An 18,105-nucleotide genomic window follows, 5' to 3' on the forward strand; every position below is an offset into this window, starting at 1 on the left:
AATGCGGGTTTTCAACGCTGTGAAGGCGCTGGAAACCCGCTATCGGAGGATATGGAAACACGAATCTGATGGCGAGGCGCAACGAAAACGGCGTGACGATCCGCGCGGTGGCGCAGCGCGCAGGCGTATCCGCCATGACCGTGTCCAACGTCATCAACGGCGCCGGGCGCGCCAGCGCGGCGACGATAGCGACGGTCCGGGCGGCGATCGCGGAACTGGGCTATGTTCCCAATCTCGCCGCGCGGCGGCTCGCCAAGTCGCGCGCAACGACCGTGGGTCTGCTCTACAGCGACCGGCGCACGCCCTTCCTCGATGCCGTGCTGGTGGGCGCCCTGCGCGCCACCAATGCCCAAGGCCTGCAACTGATCCTGCGCGACGGCGAGGGCGTCAGCCGCGAGGAAGCCGAACGCATGGCGCAGGACCTCGTGCGCTCCGGCGCCGATGCACTGCTGCTGATCCCGCCCTTTGCCGAGCGGCTCAGCGGATCGGCCATCGTGCCCGAACTGGGCGTTCCGCTCGCAGCAATCGCCACCGGCACGGCGATGCCCGACATGACCACCGTCCGGATCGACAACCGCGCCGCCATGCTGGCGCTGACCGGCGAGGTCATCGCGGGAGGGCATCGGCGCATCGCCTATGTCGCCGGTCCGGATCACTACAGCGTCGTCGCGGCGCGGCTCGACGGTTTTCTCGCGGCCCTGCACGAAGCCGGTGTTGCCAAAGCGCCGGACCTGATCGTGCGGCACGGTGAGTTCGACTACGATGCGGGACAGGCCGCTGCGCGCAGGCTGCTGTCCCTGCCCGACAGGCCGACCGCGATCATCTGCAGCAGCGATGACCTCGCCGCCGGTGTCGTCGCCGAGGCCAACCGCCTGGGTCTGCAATTGCCTGCCGACCTGACTGTCACCGGCTTCGACGACACCATTCTGGCCTCGCGCATCTGGCCGCCGCTGACGGTCGTGCGGCAGCCGGTCGAGGACATGGCCTTCCGTGCCGCCCAGTGCCTGATCGCCGCGCTCGGCAAGGCCGAAACCGGGGTGAGCGACGAGATTTTCGATCACGCGATCGTGACGCGCCAATCCATCGCGCAGCGGCCTGCGCCATGATCCGCAGCGCCCCCACTCTCAGCAAAAGGAAAGCGGCACCATGGAAACAAGCAGACGGGAACTGGCGGCCATGATCGCCCTGGGAGGTACCGGCATCGCCCTTTCCGCGGCGACGGGGGCCGAGGCGGCGACCACGCGCCCCAAGCTCGTCCACCACGTATTCTTCTGGCTCAAACGGCCCGGTTCGCAAGAGGATCGCGACCGGCTGATCGCCGGTCTGCGCACCCTGCGCGGCATCCCCGTGATCCGGAACCTCGAGATCGGCATCCCGGCCAGCACCGAGGCGCGCGATGTCGTCGATGCCAGCTACGACGTTTCCGAACTGATGTTCTTCGACAGCGTGGAAGATCAGAAGTCATACCAGGACCACCCGATCCACCACGCCTTCGTCAAGGCCTGCGAGCCGCTCTGGGCGAAAGTCGTCGTCTACGACATGGCCGTCGTGCCGGAATAGGGGTTCCGGAAGAACGACCTCTCAAACGAGGTCGTTCAGCCGCGGCGCTATTCCGGGGCCATGGGCGAAGGTGGCCGCCGCTATTACCGCCTCGGCGCTCGGCCGGACGCCGGTATAGAGCACGAACTGCGCAATCGCCTGAAGCACGATCACTTCCGCGCCGGAGATGACCGTCTTTCCGGCGTCCAGCGCGGCCTTGATGAACGGTGTCTCGGCAGGCTGGGCCACAACGTCGAAGGCCACGTCGCAGGCGGCGATCTGGGCGGGCGTGAAGGCGAGTTCGTCCGCCTGCGCGCCTTCCATGCCGAGCGGGGTGACGTTGACCAGCATGGCCGCACCCTCCTCGGGCAGCTCGGGCAACCAGCGGAAGCCGTATTGTGCGGCCAGCGCCTGCCCTGCCTCGGCATTGCGGGCGATCAACGTGCCGTCGCGGAAGCCGAGATCGCGCAGGGCTGCGACCACCGCCTTGGCCATGCCGCCGCTGCCGCGCAGCAAGAAGGGCGTGGCCGGATCGATACCCCGCCCGGCGACGAGATCGCGCACGGCGGTGTAGTCGGTGTTGTAGCCGGTCAGCACGCCGCCCTCGTTGACGATGGTGTTCACGCTGTCGATGGCGCGGGCCGAATCCTCAAGCCCGTCGAGCAGCGGAATCACCGCTTCCTTGAACGGCATCGAGATCGCACAGCCGCGAATATCCAATGCCCTCAGCCCGCCGATCGCGGCAGGCAGGTCGGTGGTGGAGAAGGACTTGTAGACATAGTCCAGCCCCAGCAGCCCGTAGAGCGTGTTGTGCAGGCGCGATCCCGCGTTACCGGGACGAGCGGAGAGCGACATGCAGAGGCGCGTGTCGCGGCCGATCGATTGTTTGGCGCTGAAATCGGTCATGGTTGGTCAGGCTCCAATGGGCTGAGGTGCGGAAGCGCGAGGGCCGCTCGATCCGCGCGTGATGAGGCGTCCGGCCAGCACGACCTTGCGTGCCGGGGCGTCGGGATGGTCGAGCCGGTCGAGCAGCATGGTCATCGCATTGCGGCCGATTTCCTCGACCGGTTGCTCGATGACGCTGAGGCCGCCGCCGACGAATTCCATCCAGTCGTTGTTGTCGAATCCGGCCAGCGCGATGTCGGCGGGCGCTTCGAGGTTCAGGTTGCGCAGCGCGCGCAGCACGGTCAGCAGCATGACGCCGTTGCTGGCCACCAGCGCGTCCGGGCGGACCGGCGCGGAGAGCAGGTCGGTCACCACGCGCTCCGCCGCATCGGCAGCGTGGGGCATCTCGACAGTAGAGGCATCCATGCCGAGCCTCCGCGCCGCCTGTTCGAAACCGGCACGGCGCTCGGCGCCGGTGCTGCTGGCCGCACCAAACAGCCCGGTGACGCGGCGGTGGCCCTGCGCATGGAGGTGCGCGACCAGTTCGGCAGCCATGCTCTCGTTGTCGAGCAGGACACTGTCCAGCCCGGCAGAGGCCAGGCTGCGGTCGATCAGGACGACGGGGAAGCCCGGCTCCAGCCGCTCGGCCTTTTCCACCCATTGGCGGCAGGGCGCGAAGATCACCCCGGTCACGCGTTCCTCGTGCATGAGTTCGAGGTAGGCGGCTTCCTTGGCCGGGTCCTCGTCGGTATTGCACAGGATCACCCGCAGCCCGCGCGCGGTGGCGAGGCTTTCGATGGCGCGCGAGACGGCGGTGAAGAACGGGTTGCGGATATCGGCGACGATCAGGCCGATGGTGTTGGTATGCTGCGAACGCAGGCGCCGCGCGGCGAGGTTGGGGCGATAGCCGGTGGACTTGACCGCCGCGAGCACCCGCTCCTGCATCGCGGGATCGACGCTGCGGCCCGAAAGCACCCGCGAAACGGTGGCGGGCGAAACTTCGGCAACCCGCGCCACGTCCTTGATTCCTACTGCCATCCGCAATGCGCCATCCGAGAAATCGTTCTCACCAATTAGGGCGTCTTGCCCCTCTCCTGCGGGAGACTATGCATCACCTCATCGCATGATCGCAAGCATTGTCTTGACAAGAGCCGTGAGAAAACGTTTTCTACGCATGTCACGGACTCGTTATCAAAACGGTCAGGAGAGGCCTGAAATGCTCGCAGATGCGCCCGCCTCGGGGGTCGAGGATCTCGTTCGAATCGATGCCAGCGCGGCAGACAAGGTCGATGCGATTCGCCAGGTCGGCCAGTTGCTGGTCGCCGCCGGTTGCGTCGCGCCCGGCTACGAGGAAAGCATGGTTCGCCGGGAAGGCGTGGCGAACACCTTCCTGGGTGCGGGCGTCGCGATCCCGCATGGCCTCGGCGAGGACAAGGGGCTGGTCCGCCGCGATGGCGTGGCGATCCTCCAGTTGCGCGAGGGAGTGGAATGGAACCCGGGCCAGCGCGCCCATCTGGTGGTCGGCATCGCCGCCAATTCGGACAGCCACATCGCCATCCTGCGCCGTCTGACCCGCCTGATTCAGGACGAGCCGCGCCTTGCCGCGCTTGTCGCCACCGACGATCCGGCTGCTTTTTCCCGCGCCCTGTGGGAGGACGGAGAGGCTTCCGCCCCGTCAGAACCGGCGGCCGACTATGCTGAAACCACCGAATGGACGGTCGACTACCCAACCGGCCTCCATGCCCGCCCCGCTTCGGCCTGGGTCGAAGCGGCGCGTGCCTCTGGCGTGCGCCTGCGCGTACGTCACGGCGGGGAGAGCGCCGATCCTCGCAGCCTCGTTTCCCTCCTCCAACTGGGGCTGCGTGCTGGCGATCGGGTGACTCTCTCCGCCGAAGGGGCAGGCGCGCGGGCGGCGCTGGACAGCTTTTCCGCCGTGGTCCGCCGCCTGACCGCGCGCGAAAAGGAAGACGCCGCGCGCGCCGCCGAGAAGGCCGCTGCGCCGATCCGGGGCTGGAAACCGGTGGGCGAGGCGCAGATGATCGCAGGCGTCGCCGCCAGTCCGGGCCTCGCCATCGGCAAGGTCCATGTGCTTTCCGCGCAGGAACTGGACGTGCCCGACCGGCCGACCGATCTGGCCAGCGGCGGCACCCAGCTCAACGATGCGCTCACCCGCACCCGCGCGCAGATGAAGGCGCTGATCGACGATACCACCCGCCGTCTGGGCGCGGGCGATGCGGCGATCTTCAAGGCGCAGGCCGAATTGCTGGACGATACCGACCTCATCACCCTGACCTGCCAGCTCATGGTCGAGGGGCACGGGGTCGCATGGTCGTGGCATCGGGCGGTCGACCGCATCGCCGGGCAGCTTTCGGCGCTGGGCAATCCGGTGCTCGCCGCCCGCGCCGCCGACCTCCACGACATCGGCCGCCGCGTTCTGGCCGAGATCGATCCGGCACTTGCCGCCGGTTCGCTGACCGATCTGCCCGAGGAGCCTTGCGTACTCGTCGCGGCGGACCTCTCGCCTTCGGACACCGCCACACTCGATACCGCGCGCGTCGCAGGCATTGCGACGGCGCTTGGCGGGCCGACTTCGCATAGCGCGATCCTGGCCCGCACGCTCGGCCTGCCATCGGTCGTCGCGGGCGGTGCGGACCTGCTGGGCCTTGCCGCCGGAGCCACCGCCATCGTCGATGGCGACAGCGGCCGCGTCTGGCTAAATCCGTCCGAGGCCGACCTTGCCTCTGCCCGTGCGTGGATTGCCGACCTTGCCGAAAAGCGCGCCGCCGAAGAGGCCGAGCGCAGCAAGCCCGCCGAAACCCGCGACGGCCACCGCGTGGAGATCGCCGCCAACGTCAACCGCCCCGATCAGGTCGCTTTCGCGCTGGCGCAGGGCGGCGAGGGCGTCGGCCTGATGCGCACCGAATTCCTGTTCCTCGAACGCGGCGACAGCCCCGGCGAGGACGAGCAGGCCGAAATCTACCGCGCCATGGCCGACGCACTGGACGGTCGCCCGCTGGTCGTGCGCGCGCTCGATATCGGCGGCGACAAGCAGGTGCCGCACCTCGACCTGCCGCGCGAGGAGAACCCCTTCCTCGGCGTGCGCGGCGCGCGGCTGCTGCTGCGCCGCCCGGACCTGCTGGAGCCGCAGCTTCGCGCGCTTTACCGTGCGGCGAAAGCTGGCGGCGATCTGGCGATCATGTTCCCGATGATAACTTCGGTCCACGAACTGATCGCGCTGCGCGCCCGCTGCGAAGAAATCCGGCTGGAACTCGATGCGCCGACAATCCCGGTCGGCATTATGATCGAGGTCCCCGCCGCCGCCATTCAGGCGCGCTCACTGGCGGCCCATGCCGATTTCTTCTCGATCGGCACCAACGATCTCACCCAATATGTCCTCGCCATCGACCGGCAGAACCCGGAACTGGCGGGCGACGCCGACAGCCTGCATCCCGCCGTCCTGCGCATGATCGCGGCGACGGTGGAGGGCGCGAAGGCGCATGGCCGCTGGGTCGGCGTCTGCGGCGGTATTGCCGGGGACCCGTTCGGCGCGGCTCTGCTGGTGGGGCTTGGCGTCAGCGAACTGTCGATGACCCCGCGCGACATTCCCGCGGTGAAGGCGCGCATTCGCGGCGCCAGCCTCGAAAACTTGCGCACGCTCGCCGCCAGGGCGCTCGACATGGAAAGCGCGGGCGAAATCCGCGCTCTGGACGTGCCAGAAATCGAAGAGGGGGAAGGCTGATGCGCACTCTTACGGTCACCTTCAATCCGGCCATCGACCAGACCGTCACGGTCGACCGGCTGATCGTCGGCGAAGTCCACCGCGCCCGCTCGGTGCGCCAGAACGCGGGCGGAAAGGGCGTGAATGTCGCCAGTTGCCTCGCCGACTGGGGCATGACGGTTTCCGCCTATGGCCTGCTCGGCAGCGACAATGCCGCCGCTTTCGATGCGCTGTTCGCCGCCAAGGCCATTGAGGACCGTTTCATCCGCATCGCCGGAGCCACGCGGGTCAACCTCAAGCTGGTAGACGCGGCAGGCACGACCGATATCAATCTCGACGGGATCGCCATCGATGCGGGCCGCGCCGAAATGGTGGCGGCGACGATCTGCGAAGCCGCGCGCGAGGGCGATCTGGTGGTGCTGGCCGGAAGCCTGCCGCCCGGCTGCCCGCCGGACAGCTACGTGACGCTGATAGCCCGCTTGCGCGCTGCAGGATGCCGGGTGGTGCTCGACACCAGCGGTCTGCCGCTGAAGTGCGCTCTGACTGCCGATGTGCTGCCCGATGTGGTAAAGCCCAACCGCGACGAACTCGCGCAGTTGCTGGGCCGTCCTCTGCCCGATCTGGCGGCGCTTTCCGAAGCTGCTTCCGAACTGCACGCGCGCGGCGTTTCGCTGGTGGTCGTGTCGATGGGCGAGGAAGGTGCGTTGTTCCTGTCCGCAGAGGGCGCGGCCACCGCGCGCCTCGCCATCGGGCAAGTGGCGAGCACGGTCGGCGCCGGGGACGCGATGGTCGCCGGGATCGTCGCGGCGCTGGGCGAGGGAGCCGACCTTGAGCGTACCGCGCGCCTCGCCACCGCCTTCGCGGTCGCCAAGCTGGGCATGGCCGGGCCGAACCTTTCCGATCTGCCGACCGTCCACGCGCTTGCCGAAGAAGTCAGTGTCGCCCCGTTCATGCCGCGCGGCGGAATGGAGCAGCAGAAAATTAAGGCCGGAGAGGAATAATGGCCAAGCTCTACGCAGTTATCGATGCAGCGGATTCCGCCGTACAGGGCGTGCTCGCCGGGGAAGCGCTGCGCAAGGCGGCGCGCGCCAAGGGCCGCGATATCGAGATCGAGGTACGCACCGGACAGGGCGTGCTCAACCCTTTGCCCGAGGAATTGCAGGCAGGCGACACGCTGCTGCTGGTCGCCGCCAATGACGAGGCCGGAACTGCGCTCCCGCTCGCCCCGCACCGCCGGGTGACGCTGGAGGCGGTGCTGGCCGATCCGGCTTCGGCGCTGGTGCAGGAACCGCAGGCCGCCACCGATACTCCGCGCGTGGTGGCGATCACCTCGTGCCCCACCGGCATCGCGCATACCTTCATGGCGGCCGAAGGCCTTCAGGAAGGCGCAAAGCAACTGGGCTATCCGATCCGCGTGGAAACGCAGGGTTCGGTCGGCGCCGGTTCGCCGCTGACGGCGGAAGAGATCGCGGCAGCCGACGTTGTCATCATCGCCGCCGACCGCGAGGTCGACCGTGGGCGCTTCGCCGGAAAGCGCGTCTTCGCATCGAGCACCAAGCCTGCCATCTCCGGCGGCAAGGCACTGATCGAACGCGCGCTGACCGAGGCGAAAGTGCAAGGCGGAGCAGCTTCGGCGGAGACTGCCGGTGCCGCTACCGAGCGTGCCGGTCCCTACAAGCACCTGATGACCGGCGTTTCCTTCATGCTGCCCTTCGTGGTCGCCGGCGGCCTGATGATTGCCATGGCTTTTGCGCTGGGGGGCATCAATGCCAACAGCGCTGCGGCTGAAGGCACACTTGCCAATGCCCTGTTCCGCATCGGCGCGCAGGGCGGCTTCGCCCTGATCGTACCGGCGCTGGCAGGCTATATCGCCTATTCGGTGGCCGACCGTCCCGGCATCGCGCCGGGCATGATCGGCGGCATGCTCGCCGCCAATCTCGGCGCGGGCTTCCTCGGCGGCATCGTTGCGGGCTTCATCGCCGGTTACGGCGTTGAATGGCTGAACCGGCTTATCAAGCTGCCCAAGAACCTTGCGGGCCTGAAGCCGGTGCTGATCCTGCCGCTGCTGGGCACGCTGCTGACCGGGCTGCTGATGATCTACGCGGTCGGCACGCCGGTCGCCGCCGCGCTGGCGTTCCTGACCGAATGGCTGCGCTCGATGCAGGGATCGAGTGCGCTCCTGCTGGGTATTATTCTGGGCGCGATGTCGGCCTTCGATATGGGCGGGCCGGTCAACAAGGCGGGCTATGCCTTCTCGGTCGGGCTGATTTCCAGCCAGGTCTACACGCCGATGGCCGCGACGATGGCGGCGGGCATGGTGCCGCCGCTCGCCGTGGGACTTGCCACCCGCCTGTTCCGTAATCGTTTCACGACCGAGGAGCGCGAGGCCGGAGGTGCTGCCGCCGTGCTGGGCCTCGCCTTCATCACCGAGGGCGCGATCCCTTTCGCCGCGCGCGATCCGTTCCGGGTGATCCCGGCGCTGATGGCGGGTTCGGCGATTACCGGGGCCATTTCGATGGCAGCGGGCGTAGAACTCAAGGTGCCACACGGCGGCGTGTTCGTCCTGCCGATCCCCGGCGCAGTCACGCATCTGGCTGTCTACGGGCTGGCCATTCTGGCGGGCGTGCTGGTGAGCGGAGTCCTCGTCGGCCTGCTCAAGCCTCGCCCAAGCGCGGCGGAAGCTGCCGCCGCCTGACATAGTTCCGGCCCGGCGCAAGACCGGGTTCAAGAGAGGATTTCATTCGATGCGGTTCGCACTGCTCAAGGGCGCCTGCTGCGCAGGTGTCGCCGCCCTTTCCTTGTCTGCCGCCATGGCGCAGGAGGCGGTTTCCGAAGATACGACAGTCCAGGCCGAAGCCCCCAAGCCGTGGCAGCCGCTGGCCGATGACGGCATTACCATCGCGCTCAGCTACACCGGAGAGGCGGCGACGAACGTAACCGGCGGCCTGCGCCGCGACGCCGCCTATGCCGGGCAGATCTACGTCGGCGCAGATCTCGACATGGACCGTATCGCGGGCATCGGCGGCGGCACCATCAATGCCGCGATCACCAACCGTCACGGCGAGAGCCTCTCGGCGCTGGCGCTGGGCAACAACACCTCGGTTCAGGAAATCTGGGGCACCCAGAACACCCACCTCGCGATCCTGACCTGGGAGCAGAAGCTACTGAACGATCGCCTGATGATCGAGGCGGGGCGCAGCCAGGCGAATATCCATTTCCTGAACTCGCCGATCTACTGCAATTTCCAGGGCAATTCGGGCTGCGGCAACCCGACGTTCGTATTCAAGAACAGCAACTTTACCTATTTCCCGGCGTCGAGCTGGATGATCCGCGCCAAGGCAGAAGTCCTGCCCCATGTGACCGTCCATGTCGGCGCCTACGAGGTCAATCCGGACCGCAAGCGCGCCAACGACCACGGTTTCAACTTCAGCACGAAAAACGCGACCGGCGTGATCGTGCCATGGGAACTGGGCTACTCCAAGGAAGGCAAGGGCGTGCGCCTGCCCGGCCACTACATCGTCGGTGGCTGGTTCGACCGGGGCGACTATGCCGATCCGCTGCGCGACGATCAGGGCGGCATCGCCACCCTTACCGGGCGCGCCGCACAGACCCACAATGGCCGCTCGGGCATCTACTTCCGCTTCGACCAGCGGCTGACCCGGCCCGACCCCAATTCCGAACGCGGCCTCAGCGTGTTCGGCGTGGCGATGACCAACCTTTCAGGCCGTGTCGAGGAAAGCCGCTTCTTCGACTTCGGCGTGGTGCAGACCGGCACTTTCGCCGGGCGCGATGCCGATACCATCGGCTTCATGATCAGCGACCAGCGTTTCAGCGACCTTGCCATGGAGCGCATGCGCGCCGCGCGGATTGCGGCGGGCGGCGACGGCGCTATCCACCGCCACCAGTACATGATGGAACTGGCCTATGGCGCCCAGCTCGGCCCGGCGATCCGCCTCTCTCCCAATGTGCAGTACATCCTCCACCCCGACCAGACCGGCGCGCCCTTCCGCCCGAACGGCATCAAGGACGCGCTGATCTTCGGTTTCAAGTTCACGGTGGACGCCCCTGCCCTGCTGTCACGCTGAGGCGCGTTCGGCCCAGTCGATGGCGGCATCGGCGACTTGTTCCCAGCCTTCGTCCAGCAGGGTCCAGTGCGAGCGGTCCGGGAATTCGATATAGTCGGTCCGGGTCGGCGCGCGGCTCTGCTTGCGATGGATCGCGCGGGTCATTCCGGCATCGGCGATCAGGTCCTTGCCGCCGCCGATGAGCAGGAGCGGCGGGCGCTTGGGGTTGCTCCAGTCGATCGTCATCGGCTTGACCACGCCGTCCCAGTAGACCCTGCCCGGCGTCGGCACGATGTAGCGGTCGTAGGCGGCCTCGGCCTTGTCGGCGGGAAGCGTCTGGGCAAAGCGCCAGGCGAAGAAACGGCGCGACATGTGCTTCGCCTTGCCGCGGCTGAACGGATCGAGGAACACCGGCAGTGCCGATACCAGCGCATGGGGATGGATCGGCACCCCGGGAGTCGGCGCGGGGTCGATCGCCACGCCCGCAAGCCCCAGCCCCCGGTCGAGCAGGTGCTGCACGAAGACCCCGCCCAGCGAATGGCCGATCAGGATCGGCTTTTCCGGCAGGGCGCGGATCAAGGCTTCGTAGTGATCGACGATCCGGCGCTGGCCCAGCGTGCCGAGTTCGGGATGCGGCCTGGCTCGCAGGGCAGCGGGATCGCCTTCGTCGAGCGGCCAGTCAGGCGCGAGGACGGTATGGCCGCGCGCTTCGTAGCGGGCCTTCACATGCTCCCAGCTCCGCGAATTGAGCCAGGCGCCGTGGATGAGAACGATGGTCTTGCTCATGGCAGCGTCTCCTTCAGCAGCCGTCACGCCCTGTAGCGATCGGCGTAGCGGTCGGCGGGGCGGTTGCGAGACAAGTTGGGGCGCAGCGCGCGGCGGGCGTCCAGATAGGCGTCGAGGTCGGCGGTATCGGGCAAGGCGGGAATGGTGATCGTCTCGCCGAGATCCAGCCCCTTCAGCGCCGCGTCGACCATGTCTTCCACGTCCATGACCATTTCGGCGGGCAGGTTCGCCAGTTGCTCTTCGGTCCAGATCGGCGTGCGGGTGATGCCCGGCAGCACCGCCTGCACCTGCACGCCCTTGCTCCCGAGTTCGACGTTCAGCGCCTCGGTAAAGGCAAGGACATAGGCCTTGGTCGCGGGATAGACCGCCGTGAAGCCATCGGGCATCAGCGCCGTCACCGAGGTCATGTTGACGATCGTGCCGCTGCCGCGTTCGGCCAGGCGCGGGGCGATGGCGGCGGCAAGCCGGGTCACGGCCAGCACGTTGAGGTCGATCATGCCGGTGAGGTAGGCGGGGTCGGAACCGACGAAAGTGGTCTCCCCGGCGATCCCGGCATTGTTGACGAGGCCGGTGATCGCGCCGTCCTCGCGCAGCCGCCGTTCGATGCGGGCGAGGTCTTCGGCCTTCGCGAGATCGGCGCTTATCGTCTCGACCTTCACGCCGGTTTCGGCAGTGAGGGTTGCGGCCAATGCTTCCAGCCGGTCCGCCCGGCGGGCGACGAGGATCAGGTCGTGGCCGCGGCGGGCAAGGCGGTCGGCATAGACCGCGCCGATACCGTCCGACGCGCCGGTGATGAGGAATGTGCCCTTGGTCATGTCATGTCCTTTCGTGGATAGGGTTCGTGGAAGGTCTCAGGCGCGGATAAAGTCGAGGAGATCGGCGTTGAAGCGGTCCTGATACGTCTGGGTCAGGCCATGGTCGGCTCCCTGATACACCTTGAGCACCGCATTCGGCACGATCTTCACCGTTTCGAGAGCCGAGGCGCCGATCGGCACGATCTGGTCGTCGTCGCCGTGGAGGACGAGCGTGGGCACGTCGAAGCGGGTGAGGTCGCGGTGGAAATCGCTTTCGGAAAAGGCGCGGATGGAGTCGAGCTGGCCCTTGAGGCCGCCCATCATGCCCTGGCGCCAGAATTCCTCGCGAATGCCTTCCGAAATCGCCGCGCCTTCGCGGTTATAGCCGTAGAACGGGATGGCCAGATCGCGGAAGAACTGGCTGCGGTTGTCGAAAGTGCCCTTGCGGATGGCGTCGAAGGCATCGATCGGCAGTCCGCCGGGATTGGCCTCGGTCTTGAGCATCAGCGGCGGAACCGCGCCGATCAGCGCCACTTTGGCGACGCGGGCAGTGCCGTGGCGGCCGATATAGCGGGTCACTTCGCCGCCGCCGGTCGAATGGCCGACCAGGATGGCGTCGTGCAGGTCCAGCGCCTCGATCAGTTCGGCAAGGTCGTCGGCGTACTGGTCCATCGTATTGGCGTTCCACACCTGGTCGGAGCGGCCATGGCTGCGGCGGTCGTGCGCCACGGTGCGGAAGCCTTCATTGGCGAAGAAGACCATCTGCGCGTCCCAGGCATCGGCCGAAAGCGGCCAGCCATGCGAGAAGACGATCGGCTGGGCGTCCTTCGCGCCCCAGTCCTTGTAGAAAATGCCGGTTCCGTCCCTGGTGGTGATCCTGGTCATGTCCCTTTTCCTTTCTCGATGGAGCCGTTGCGCCCCGTGAGAAGAGGGATAGACTGCCCCGCGAACCGGCAGGATCGGCGGTTCCGACATAAAACAGGCCAAAACCGACAAAGAGGGAATTCGGGCATGTCCGTGCCGCCGCGTATCCGGGCCGAGATCGGCCTCGTCCTCTACCCGAACTGCCAGGCGGCGATGGTCCACGGGATCACCGACCTCTTCGCCATCGCCTCGCATTTCTCCGCCCAGCACGAGGGACCGGGGCTGCGGGTCAGCCACTGGGCGATGGACGATGCGGATAAATTCACGCGCAGCTTCGACACCCATCCCGGAGGGGACGGCAGCCCCGAGTTCCTGATCGTGCCCGGCCGCCTGTCCGGCCCGGCCGATGCCGAGGAGGCCGCGCCCTATGCCCGCTGGCTGCTCGACCGGCACGGCCACGGCGCCACTCTCGCCTCGACGTGCGGCGGCGCCTTCATGCTGGCGGCGACCGGGCTGCTTTCCGGCCGCCCCGCCACCACCCACTGGCTTTTCGCAGAGGCCTTCCGCACCCGCTTTCCGGACGTGCGGATGGAGCCGGACAAGATGGTCATCGAGGACGGCGACATCATCACCGCCGGAGGGCTGATGGCCTGGACCGATCTCGGCATGCGGATCGTCGACCGCCTGCTGGGCCCGACGGTGATGATCGAGACCGGCAAGTTCCTGCTGGTCGATCCCGCCGGGCGCGAGCAGCGCCACTACAGCAGCTTCGCCCCGCGCCTGACCCACGGCGACGAGGCGATCCTCAAAGTCCAGCACTGGGTCCAGGGCCGCGCCGAGCGTCCGCTCAGCGTGCCCGAGATGGCCGGCGGGGCTGGAGGAGCGGACTTTCCTGCGCCGCTTCAAGGCGGCCACCGGCATGAAGCCGGTCGAATATGTCCAGAACCTGCGCGTCGGCAAAGCGCGCGAGCTGCTGGAATTCACCCGCCGTTCGGTGGACCAGATCGCCTGGGCCGTGGGCTACGAGGACGCCACGGCGTTTCGCCGCGTGTTCCATCGCATCCTCGGCCTGACGCCCGGCGAGTACCGCACCCGCTTTTCCAGCGGCGCCGAACTGGAGATCGCCGCCTGACGTGGCAAAGCAGCCTGCGGCTCCCGCCCCGCAAGTCCGTGCAGGCGCTTGAACTTTACGGCCAAGGCCCATAGGCATCCGCCATCACCAAGAGCCGCTTGCTTTGGGAAGGCTCCATTCGCCGGGAAAGTCTGGTTGCGTCGCCCCCTTGCAAGTTCCTTCGGTGTGGTATCCGGTCTGGTCGCGGCGGCGACCTGCGCTCATGCGCAAGTCGCGCAAGTCGATGTTCCCGCCCTGCCCCTCTCCGCTGCGGTCGGCGTGCTGGGGCGGCAGGCCGGCGTCGAGATCCTGCTCAACGCCCCCGGCCGCGAGCGACTGCGTACCAGAGCCGTCCACGGGCGCCTTTCCGCAAGTGACGCGCTGGCAAGGATGATCCGCGGGCTGGACCTCGCCGTCCGCCGCGCCTCGCCCGGCGTCTATGTCATCGTCGCCGCTCCGGGCAGACGCCCCGTCAAGGCCCAGGCCAGGCCGTCCCCCCGCCCCGAGCCGCTGGAAATCCTCGTCTCCGCCCGCCGCCGTCCCGAACGCGAGGAAGACGTGCCCTTGCTGGTCAGCCATGTCGACGGCAGCACGCTCGACAAGGCGGCGGTACGCACGATCGCCGACGTGGCCCGCCTTACCCCCGGCTTCATCGCCACCGGGCAGACCAGCAGCGCCACCCCCCTGCTGGTGATGCGCGGCCAGCGGCGCTCGATCAGCGACGAGAACCGCCTGCCACTCGTCATCTATCAGGACGAGATTCCCCTGCCCAACCAGGCGGCGCTTTCACCGCTGTTCGACATGGCCTCGGTCGAAGTGCTGCGCGGCCCGCAAGGCACGCTATTCGGCCGCAACGCCACGAGCGGCGCGGTGCTGCTGCGCACAGTCCAGCCCGGCGCGGGCGCGGCCTCCTATCTGGAGGCGGAGACCGGCAACTACGGCCTCTCCCGGCTGGAGGGCGCGGTCGAACTCCCCGCAAGCGGACCGTTTGCGCTGCGAATCTCCGGCCAGCGCATGCGCCGGGGCGGCTATACCCGGCTGCTGGCGGGCGGCCGCGCCGACGACGTGCACAGCGACAGCCTGCGCGCGATCCTGCGCTTCGATCCGCCCGGCCCGCTGCGGTCGACCACGAGCTTCGACATGCTGCGCGCCGAGGAAGTAGGCGCCGCGCTGATCCTGGCGGGCATCTATCCCGAGGGCACTGTCCGAAACGCCGCAAACGCCCCCTATTTCGATTGCGGCGCGGGCGCCTGCGACATCGACAGCTATTTCGAGACGCAGCAGGGACTGGGACGGCGCACCTCGCAGTCGAGCCCGGCCCTGTCGTTCGACAGGAACTTCAAGGGACTGGGCAACGTCACCGAATATGGCGACGAGGACCTGCTGCTGCGCAACATCGCCGGGCTGCGCTCGACAAAGGTGCATTACGAACTCGACGGCGACGGCACGCCGCTGCCGATCAACGATTCCGTCACCGTGTCGCACTTGCGGCAGATCACGGAGGAGTTTCAGGTGCAGGGCCGCAGCGGCAGCCTGCGCTATATCGTCGGCCTGTTCTATCTCGACAGCGCGCCCGACGGGCCGGTGCTCCAGACGGTGTCGCGCCTCGTGCGGCCGGACAATCCGCCGTCACATATCGCCAGTTACCAGACCTTCCGCAGCGGCGCGCTATTCGGCCAAGTTACGGCGACGCTCGGTAGCGGCTATGTCGCCGACTTCGGCCTGCGCTACACGCGCGAGACGATCTCCGGCTGCTCGCTGCGCTCGGCCGATGCCATGCCGCAGAGCGAGGGACAGTGCATCGCCGCAGACGGCACCCAAGCCCGCTCCCGCTTCGGCCGCCTCACCTGGACCCTGTCGCTGATGCGGAAATGGGGCGATCACAACATCTACCTCACCACCCGCCGGGCCTTCCGCTCAGGCGGATACAATACCCCGGCGCTGGGCGGCAGCCTGAAGGCCTACCAGACCTTCCGGCCGGAAACCCTGACCGACATCGAAGCCGGTGCGAAAGGACGCTGGGACATGGGCGGACTGTCGGGTTCCTACGCCGTCGCGGCTTATGTGGGCCTCTATTCCGACGTGCAGCGGGCGCTGTTTCCCGATGTCGACTACGACGGCGACGGCGACCTGACGACCGATCCCATCACCCTCTACGTCAACAGCGCCCGCGCGCGGGTGGCGGGGCTGGACGGCGATCTCTCGCTGGACCTCGGCGCACGGACCCATGCGACGGTGAGCGCCTCGTGGATCGATGCGCGCTATACTAAGGTCATCGCGCCAGCCGCGCTGACGGACCTGCTGGGCAGCGATCCGCTGCACAACCGCTTCACTTATACGCCCACCTTCAGCGGCACCGTGACGTTGTCGCACGAAGTCGACTTGCCGGGGCGGCTCGGTGTGCTGGAACTGCGGGCCGACTACGCCCATGTCAGCAGCGTGCGCTTCAGCGAGCGCCTCACCGAAAACTTTGCGAGGCAACCCGCCTACGGTCTGCTCGGTGCCTCGCTGAACTGGATGCGTCCGGCGGGACTGCCGCTGGAATTGCAGCTCTGGGGCCGCAACCTGACCGACCGCTTCTATGCGAGCGGCGGGGGAACGCTCAACCCGGCCTACACGGCGGCGACGGTAATCCCCGGCCCGCCGCGCACGATCGGCCTGCGGCTGCGCTACACGTTTGAATGATGGGAAAACCTAGGGCGCGACGAGTTCGGCCCTTGTCGCGCTTTCGTTTTCCACGCGGGCGATGCCTGCTGCTTCCAGGCTTTGCAGGAAGCCGCGCGTCACGCCGATGCGGAATGTGCCGCTGATCGGATGGCGCGCGAGCGCCGGGCTGGAGACGATGATCTCCTGCGGGCTGTAGCGATTGATTTCCGCCACCGCCTCGGCCAGCGGAACCCGGTCGAAATCGATCACGCCCTTGCGCCAGGCCAGCCGCCGCTCGACCTCGACAACGCCGGTGCGATAGCCGCGCCCGTTCCAGACCAGTTCCTGCCCCGGCGCCAAAGTGGCCGACTGCGCGGGCCTGCCGTCCACGGCGGGCATATCGACCCGTACGCGCCCTTCGGCCAGAGTCACGTCGACGCGGCCATCGGTTTCGCGCACCGCGAACTGGGTGCCCAGTGCCGTCACCGTGATCCGGCCCGCCGTCACCACGAAAGGCTTGCGCGGGTTCTTGGCGACTTCGAAGAAGGCTTCGCCATCGCGCAGGGCGGTGCTGCGCCGGGTGTCGCTTTCGGCCACGGTCAGCACGGTCGCGGTATTGGCGGTGATGACCGAACCGTCGGCCATGCGCAGCGTGCCCTGCTGCCCGACGCCGGTGGACAGCTCGCGGCTGTCGGCCACCGCAGGCGTCGCCGGGGAAACGGACGTGTACTGCTGGAAACCAAGCACGCCGCCCAGCACCGCCAGCGCCATCGAGGCGGCGATGGCCGGGCGCACCCAGGCCTTGCGCCTGCGTCGGTTGGCCAAAGCGCGTTCACGGATTTCGAGGATGCGCGCTTCGGTGCGCATGGCGCCGGAACCTTCCCAGGCCCGCTCCACCCTGGCCCAGGCGATGCGGTTGGCCTCGTCGCGTGCGTGCCAGCTTTCGAAATCCTCGTAGTCCCTCGCGGTCGCGCGCGGGGAGCGGAAGATGCTGAAATAGGCCGCCGCCGTCGCTTCGGGCGAATCGATCCGCTCCAGCGCATGGGCATCGAACGGTCTCGGGTCGAGGGGGCGGCTCATGGCAGATCCCTCGCGGCCAGAAAGCGGACGGCCTTCATGATATGACGCCCGACCGCGCTGTTGGAGATGCCCAGATGCTCGCCGATCGCATCGTAGGACATTTCCTCGAAGCGGTGGAGCACGAAGGCGTCGCGCGTCAGATCGGGCATGTCTTCCAGGGCATTGGCCAGCCGGTCCACGTCCTCGCGCCCGCGCAGCACGCGCTCGGGGGTCAGTTCGTCGACCGGATGGAAAGCCTCGGTCAGCTCATGATGCGCGCCGCGATGGCGCACGGTATCGCGCCGGGCACGGTCGGTCAGCACGCTGGCGGCGACCTGGAACAGATAGCCCTCGACATTGGCGATGGGATCGGCCTGCCCGCGCACATGCATGCGCACCAGCACGTCCTGCACCAGATCGTCGACGTCGCCCGGCTGTGCGCGCTTGGCGATGTAGCGGCGCAGGGCGGGGACGTGCGCGGACAGGTCCGGCCCCTCGGGACGGCCCGATTCCGGCCTGTTCGGCGATGTCCTGCGCAGCGAGAAAATGAGTCCGGCCTTCCGTTTAGAATGCCCGGCTTCCTTAGCCTCCGGCGGCCCGGCGCGTCACCCGGAATATTTTTTCATCGAAAGCGAATGA

General features: G+C 67.7%; 15 protein-coding genes. 8 read left to right on the forward strand and 7 right to left on the reverse strand.

The window, feature by feature from the left end; all coding sequences use genetic code 11:
* Positions 1-68: 68 nt before the first annotated feature.
* Both ACZ1II_RS01035 and ACZ1II_RS01040 read left to right on the forward strand, forming a co-directional pair.
* Positions 69-1,106 (forward strand): LacI family DNA-binding transcriptional regulator, encoded by a 1,038-nt coding sequence (locus ACZ1II_RS01035; RefSeq protein WP_465143982.1) that lies wholly within the window; start codon positions 69-71, stop codon positions 1,104-1,106.
* Between the two features lie 40 nt (positions 1,107-1,146).
* On the forward strand, positions 1,147-1,560 hold the full coding sequence (locus ACZ1II_RS01040; RefSeq protein WP_465143983.1) for a Dabb family protein: 414 nt from the start codon (positions 1,147-1,149) through the stop codon (positions 1,558-1,560).
* A gap of 21 nt (positions 1,561-1,581) precedes the next feature.
* Here ACZ1II_RS01040 and ACZ1II_RS01045 read toward each other — a convergent pair whose 3' ends face one another.
* Both ACZ1II_RS01045 and ACZ1II_RS01050 read right to left on the reverse strand, forming a co-directional pair.
* Entirely contained in the window at positions 1,582-2,445 is an 864-nt protein-coding gene (locus tag ACZ1II_RS01045; RefSeq protein ID WP_465143984.1) for a shikimate 5-dehydrogenase, read from the reverse strand.
* A gap of 6 nt (positions 2,446-2,451) precedes the next feature.
* Positions 2,452-3,462: a LacI family DNA-binding transcriptional regulator gene (locus ACZ1II_RS01050; RefSeq protein WP_465143985.1), complete on the reverse strand. Its 1,011-nt coding sequence runs from the start codon at positions 3,460-3,462 to the stop codon at positions 2,452-2,454.
* Positions 3,463-3,640: 178 nt separating this feature from the next.
* On the opposite strand from ACZ1II_RS01050, the gene ptsP reads away from it, so the two are divergent.
* The 4 genes from ptsP to ACZ1II_RS01070 are packed head-to-tail and all read left to right on the forward strand — an operon-like array spanning position 3,641 to position 10,227.
* On the forward strand, positions 3,641-6,163 hold the full coding sequence (gene ptsP, locus ACZ1II_RS01055; RefSeq protein ID WP_465143986.1) for a phosphoenolpyruvate--protein phosphotransferase: 2,523 nt from the start codon (positions 3,641-3,643) through the stop codon (positions 6,161-6,163).
* Positions 6,163-7,143: a 1-phosphofructokinase gene (pfkB, locus tag ACZ1II_RS01060; RefSeq protein WP_465143987.1), complete on the forward strand. Its 981-nt coding sequence runs from the start codon at positions 6,163-6,165 to the stop codon at positions 7,141-7,143. Before ptsP ends, pfkB begins: the two co-directional genes overlap by 1 nt.
* A complete protein-coding gene (locus tag ACZ1II_RS01065; protein ID WP_465143988.1) occupies positions 7,143-8,837 on the forward strand; it encodes a fructose-specific PTS transporter subunit EIIC in 1,695 nt (564 codons plus the stop codon). The genes pfkB and ACZ1II_RS01065 overlap by 1 nt, the downstream gene beginning before the upstream one ends.
* A 49-nt stretch (positions 8,838-8,886) precedes the next feature.
* Positions 8,887-10,227, forward strand: coding sequence for a carbohydrate porin (locus tag ACZ1II_RS01070; protein ID WP_465143989.1), 1,341 nt, complete (start codon positions 8,887-8,889; stop codon positions 10,225-10,227).
* Here the strand turns inward: ACZ1II_RS01070 and ACZ1II_RS01075 are convergent.
* Genes ACZ1II_RS01075 through ACZ1II_RS01085 form a run of 3 tightly spaced genes read right to left on the reverse strand, consistent with a single transcriptional unit; the run spans position 10,219 to position 12,671 of the window.
* A complete protein-coding gene (locus ACZ1II_RS01075) occupies positions 10,219-10,992 on the reverse strand; it encodes an alpha/beta hydrolase (RefSeq protein ID WP_465143990.1) in 774 nt (257 codons plus the stop codon). The genes ACZ1II_RS01070 and ACZ1II_RS01075 overlap by 9 nt on opposite strands.
* A gap of 23 nt (positions 10,993-11,015) precedes the next feature.
* The gene (locus tag ACZ1II_RS01080) at positions 11,016-11,807 is read right to left on the reverse strand and encodes an SDR family NAD(P)-dependent oxidoreductase (RefSeq protein ID WP_465143991.1); all 792 of its coding nucleotides are present in this window, start codon (positions 11,805-11,807) and stop codon (positions 11,016-11,018) included.
* A gap of 36 nt (positions 11,808-11,843) precedes the next feature.
* A complete protein-coding gene (locus tag ACZ1II_RS01085; protein WP_465143992.1) occupies positions 11,844-12,671 on the reverse strand; it encodes an alpha/beta fold hydrolase in 828 nt (275 codons plus the stop codon).
* Between the two features lie 126 nt (positions 12,672-12,797).
* On the opposite strand from ACZ1II_RS01085, the gene ACZ1II_RS01090 reads away from it, so the two are divergent.
* Both ACZ1II_RS01090 and ACZ1II_RS01095 read left to right on the forward strand, forming a co-directional pair.
* Entirely contained in the window at positions 12,798-13,856 is a 1,059-nt protein-coding gene (locus ACZ1II_RS01090) for a GlxA family transcriptional regulator (protein WP_465143993.1), read from the forward strand.
* A 91-nt stretch (positions 13,857-13,947) separates the two neighbouring features.
* On the forward strand, positions 13,948-16,446 hold the full coding sequence (locus ACZ1II_RS01095; RefSeq protein ID WP_465143994.1) for a TonB-dependent receptor: 2,499 nt from the start codon (positions 13,948-13,950) through the stop codon (positions 16,444-16,446).
* A gap of 9 nt (positions 16,447-16,455) precedes the next feature.
* On the opposite strand, the gene ACZ1II_RS01100 is transcribed toward ACZ1II_RS01095, so the two are convergent.
* On the reverse strand, positions 16,456-17,487 hold the full coding sequence (locus tag ACZ1II_RS01100) for a FecR family protein (protein ID WP_465143995.1): 1,032 nt from the start codon (positions 17,485-17,487) through the stop codon (positions 16,456-16,458).
* Positions 17,484-18,014 carry an RNA polymerase sigma factor gene (locus ACZ1II_RS01105; RefSeq protein ID WP_465144505.1) on the reverse strand — a complete coding sequence of 177 codons (531 nt, stop codon included), beginning with the start codon at positions 18,012-18,014 and terminating at the stop codon, positions 17,484-17,486. The genes ACZ1II_RS01100 and ACZ1II_RS01105 overlap by 4 nt, the downstream gene beginning before the upstream one ends.
* Positions 18,015-18,105 lie beyond the last annotated feature (91 nt).

This window comes from Novosphingobium sp. BL-S-20, from assembly GCF_055521635.1.

What these genes read in the sequence shown, in the direction of transcription:
- ACZ1II_RS01035 (WP_465143982.1), top strand. Translation starts at nt 69, where the DNA reads ATGGCGAGGCGCAACGAAAACGGCGTGACGATCCGCGCGGTGGCGCAG.
- ACZ1II_RS01040 (WP_465143983.1), top strand. Translation starts at nt 1,147, where the DNA reads ATGGAAACAAGCAGACGGGAACTGGCGGCCATGATCGCCCTGGGAGGT.
- ACZ1II_RS01045 (WP_465143984.1), bottom strand. Translation starts at nt 2,445, where the DNA reads ATGACCGATTTCAGCGCCAAACAATCGATCGGCCGCGACACGCGCCTC.
- ACZ1II_RS01050 (WP_465143985.1), bottom strand. Translation starts at nt 3,462, where the DNA reads ATGGCAGTAGGAATCAAGGACGTGGCGCGGGTTGCCGAAGTTTCGCCC.
- ptsP (WP_465143986.1), top strand. Translation starts at nt 3,641, where the DNA reads ATGCTCGCAGATGCGCCCGCCTCGGGGGTCGAGGATCTCGTTCGAATC.
- pfkB (WP_465143987.1), top strand. Translation starts at nt 6,163, where the DNA reads ATGCGCACTCTTACGGTCACCTTCAATCCGGCCATCGACCAGACCGTC.
- ACZ1II_RS01065 (WP_465143988.1), top strand. Translation starts at nt 7,143, where the DNA reads ATGGCCAAGCTCTACGCAGTTATCGATGCAGCGGATTCCGCCGTACAG.
- ACZ1II_RS01070 (WP_465143989.1), top strand. Translation starts at nt 8,887, where the DNA reads ATGCGGTTCGCACTGCTCAAGGGCGCCTGCTGCGCAGGTGTCGCCGCC.
- ACZ1II_RS01075 (WP_465143990.1), bottom strand. Translation starts at nt 10,992, where the DNA reads ATGAGCAAGACCATCGTTCTCATCCACGGCGCCTGGCTCAATTCGCGG.
- ACZ1II_RS01080 (WP_465143991.1), bottom strand. Translation starts at nt 11,807, where the DNA reads ATGACCAAGGGCACATTCCTCATCACCGGCGCGTCGGACGGTATCGGC.
- ACZ1II_RS01085 (WP_465143992.1), bottom strand. Translation starts at nt 12,671, where the DNA reads ATGACCAGGATCACCACCAGGGACGGAACCGGCATTTTCTACAAGGAC.
- ACZ1II_RS01090 (WP_465143993.1), top strand. Translation starts at nt 12,798, where the DNA reads ATGTCCGTGCCGCCGCGTATCCGGGCCGAGATCGGCCTCGTCCTCTAC.
- ACZ1II_RS01100 (WP_465143995.1), bottom strand. Translation starts at nt 17,487, where the DNA reads ATGAGCCGCCCCCTCGACCCGAGACCGTTCGATGCCCATGCGCTGGAG.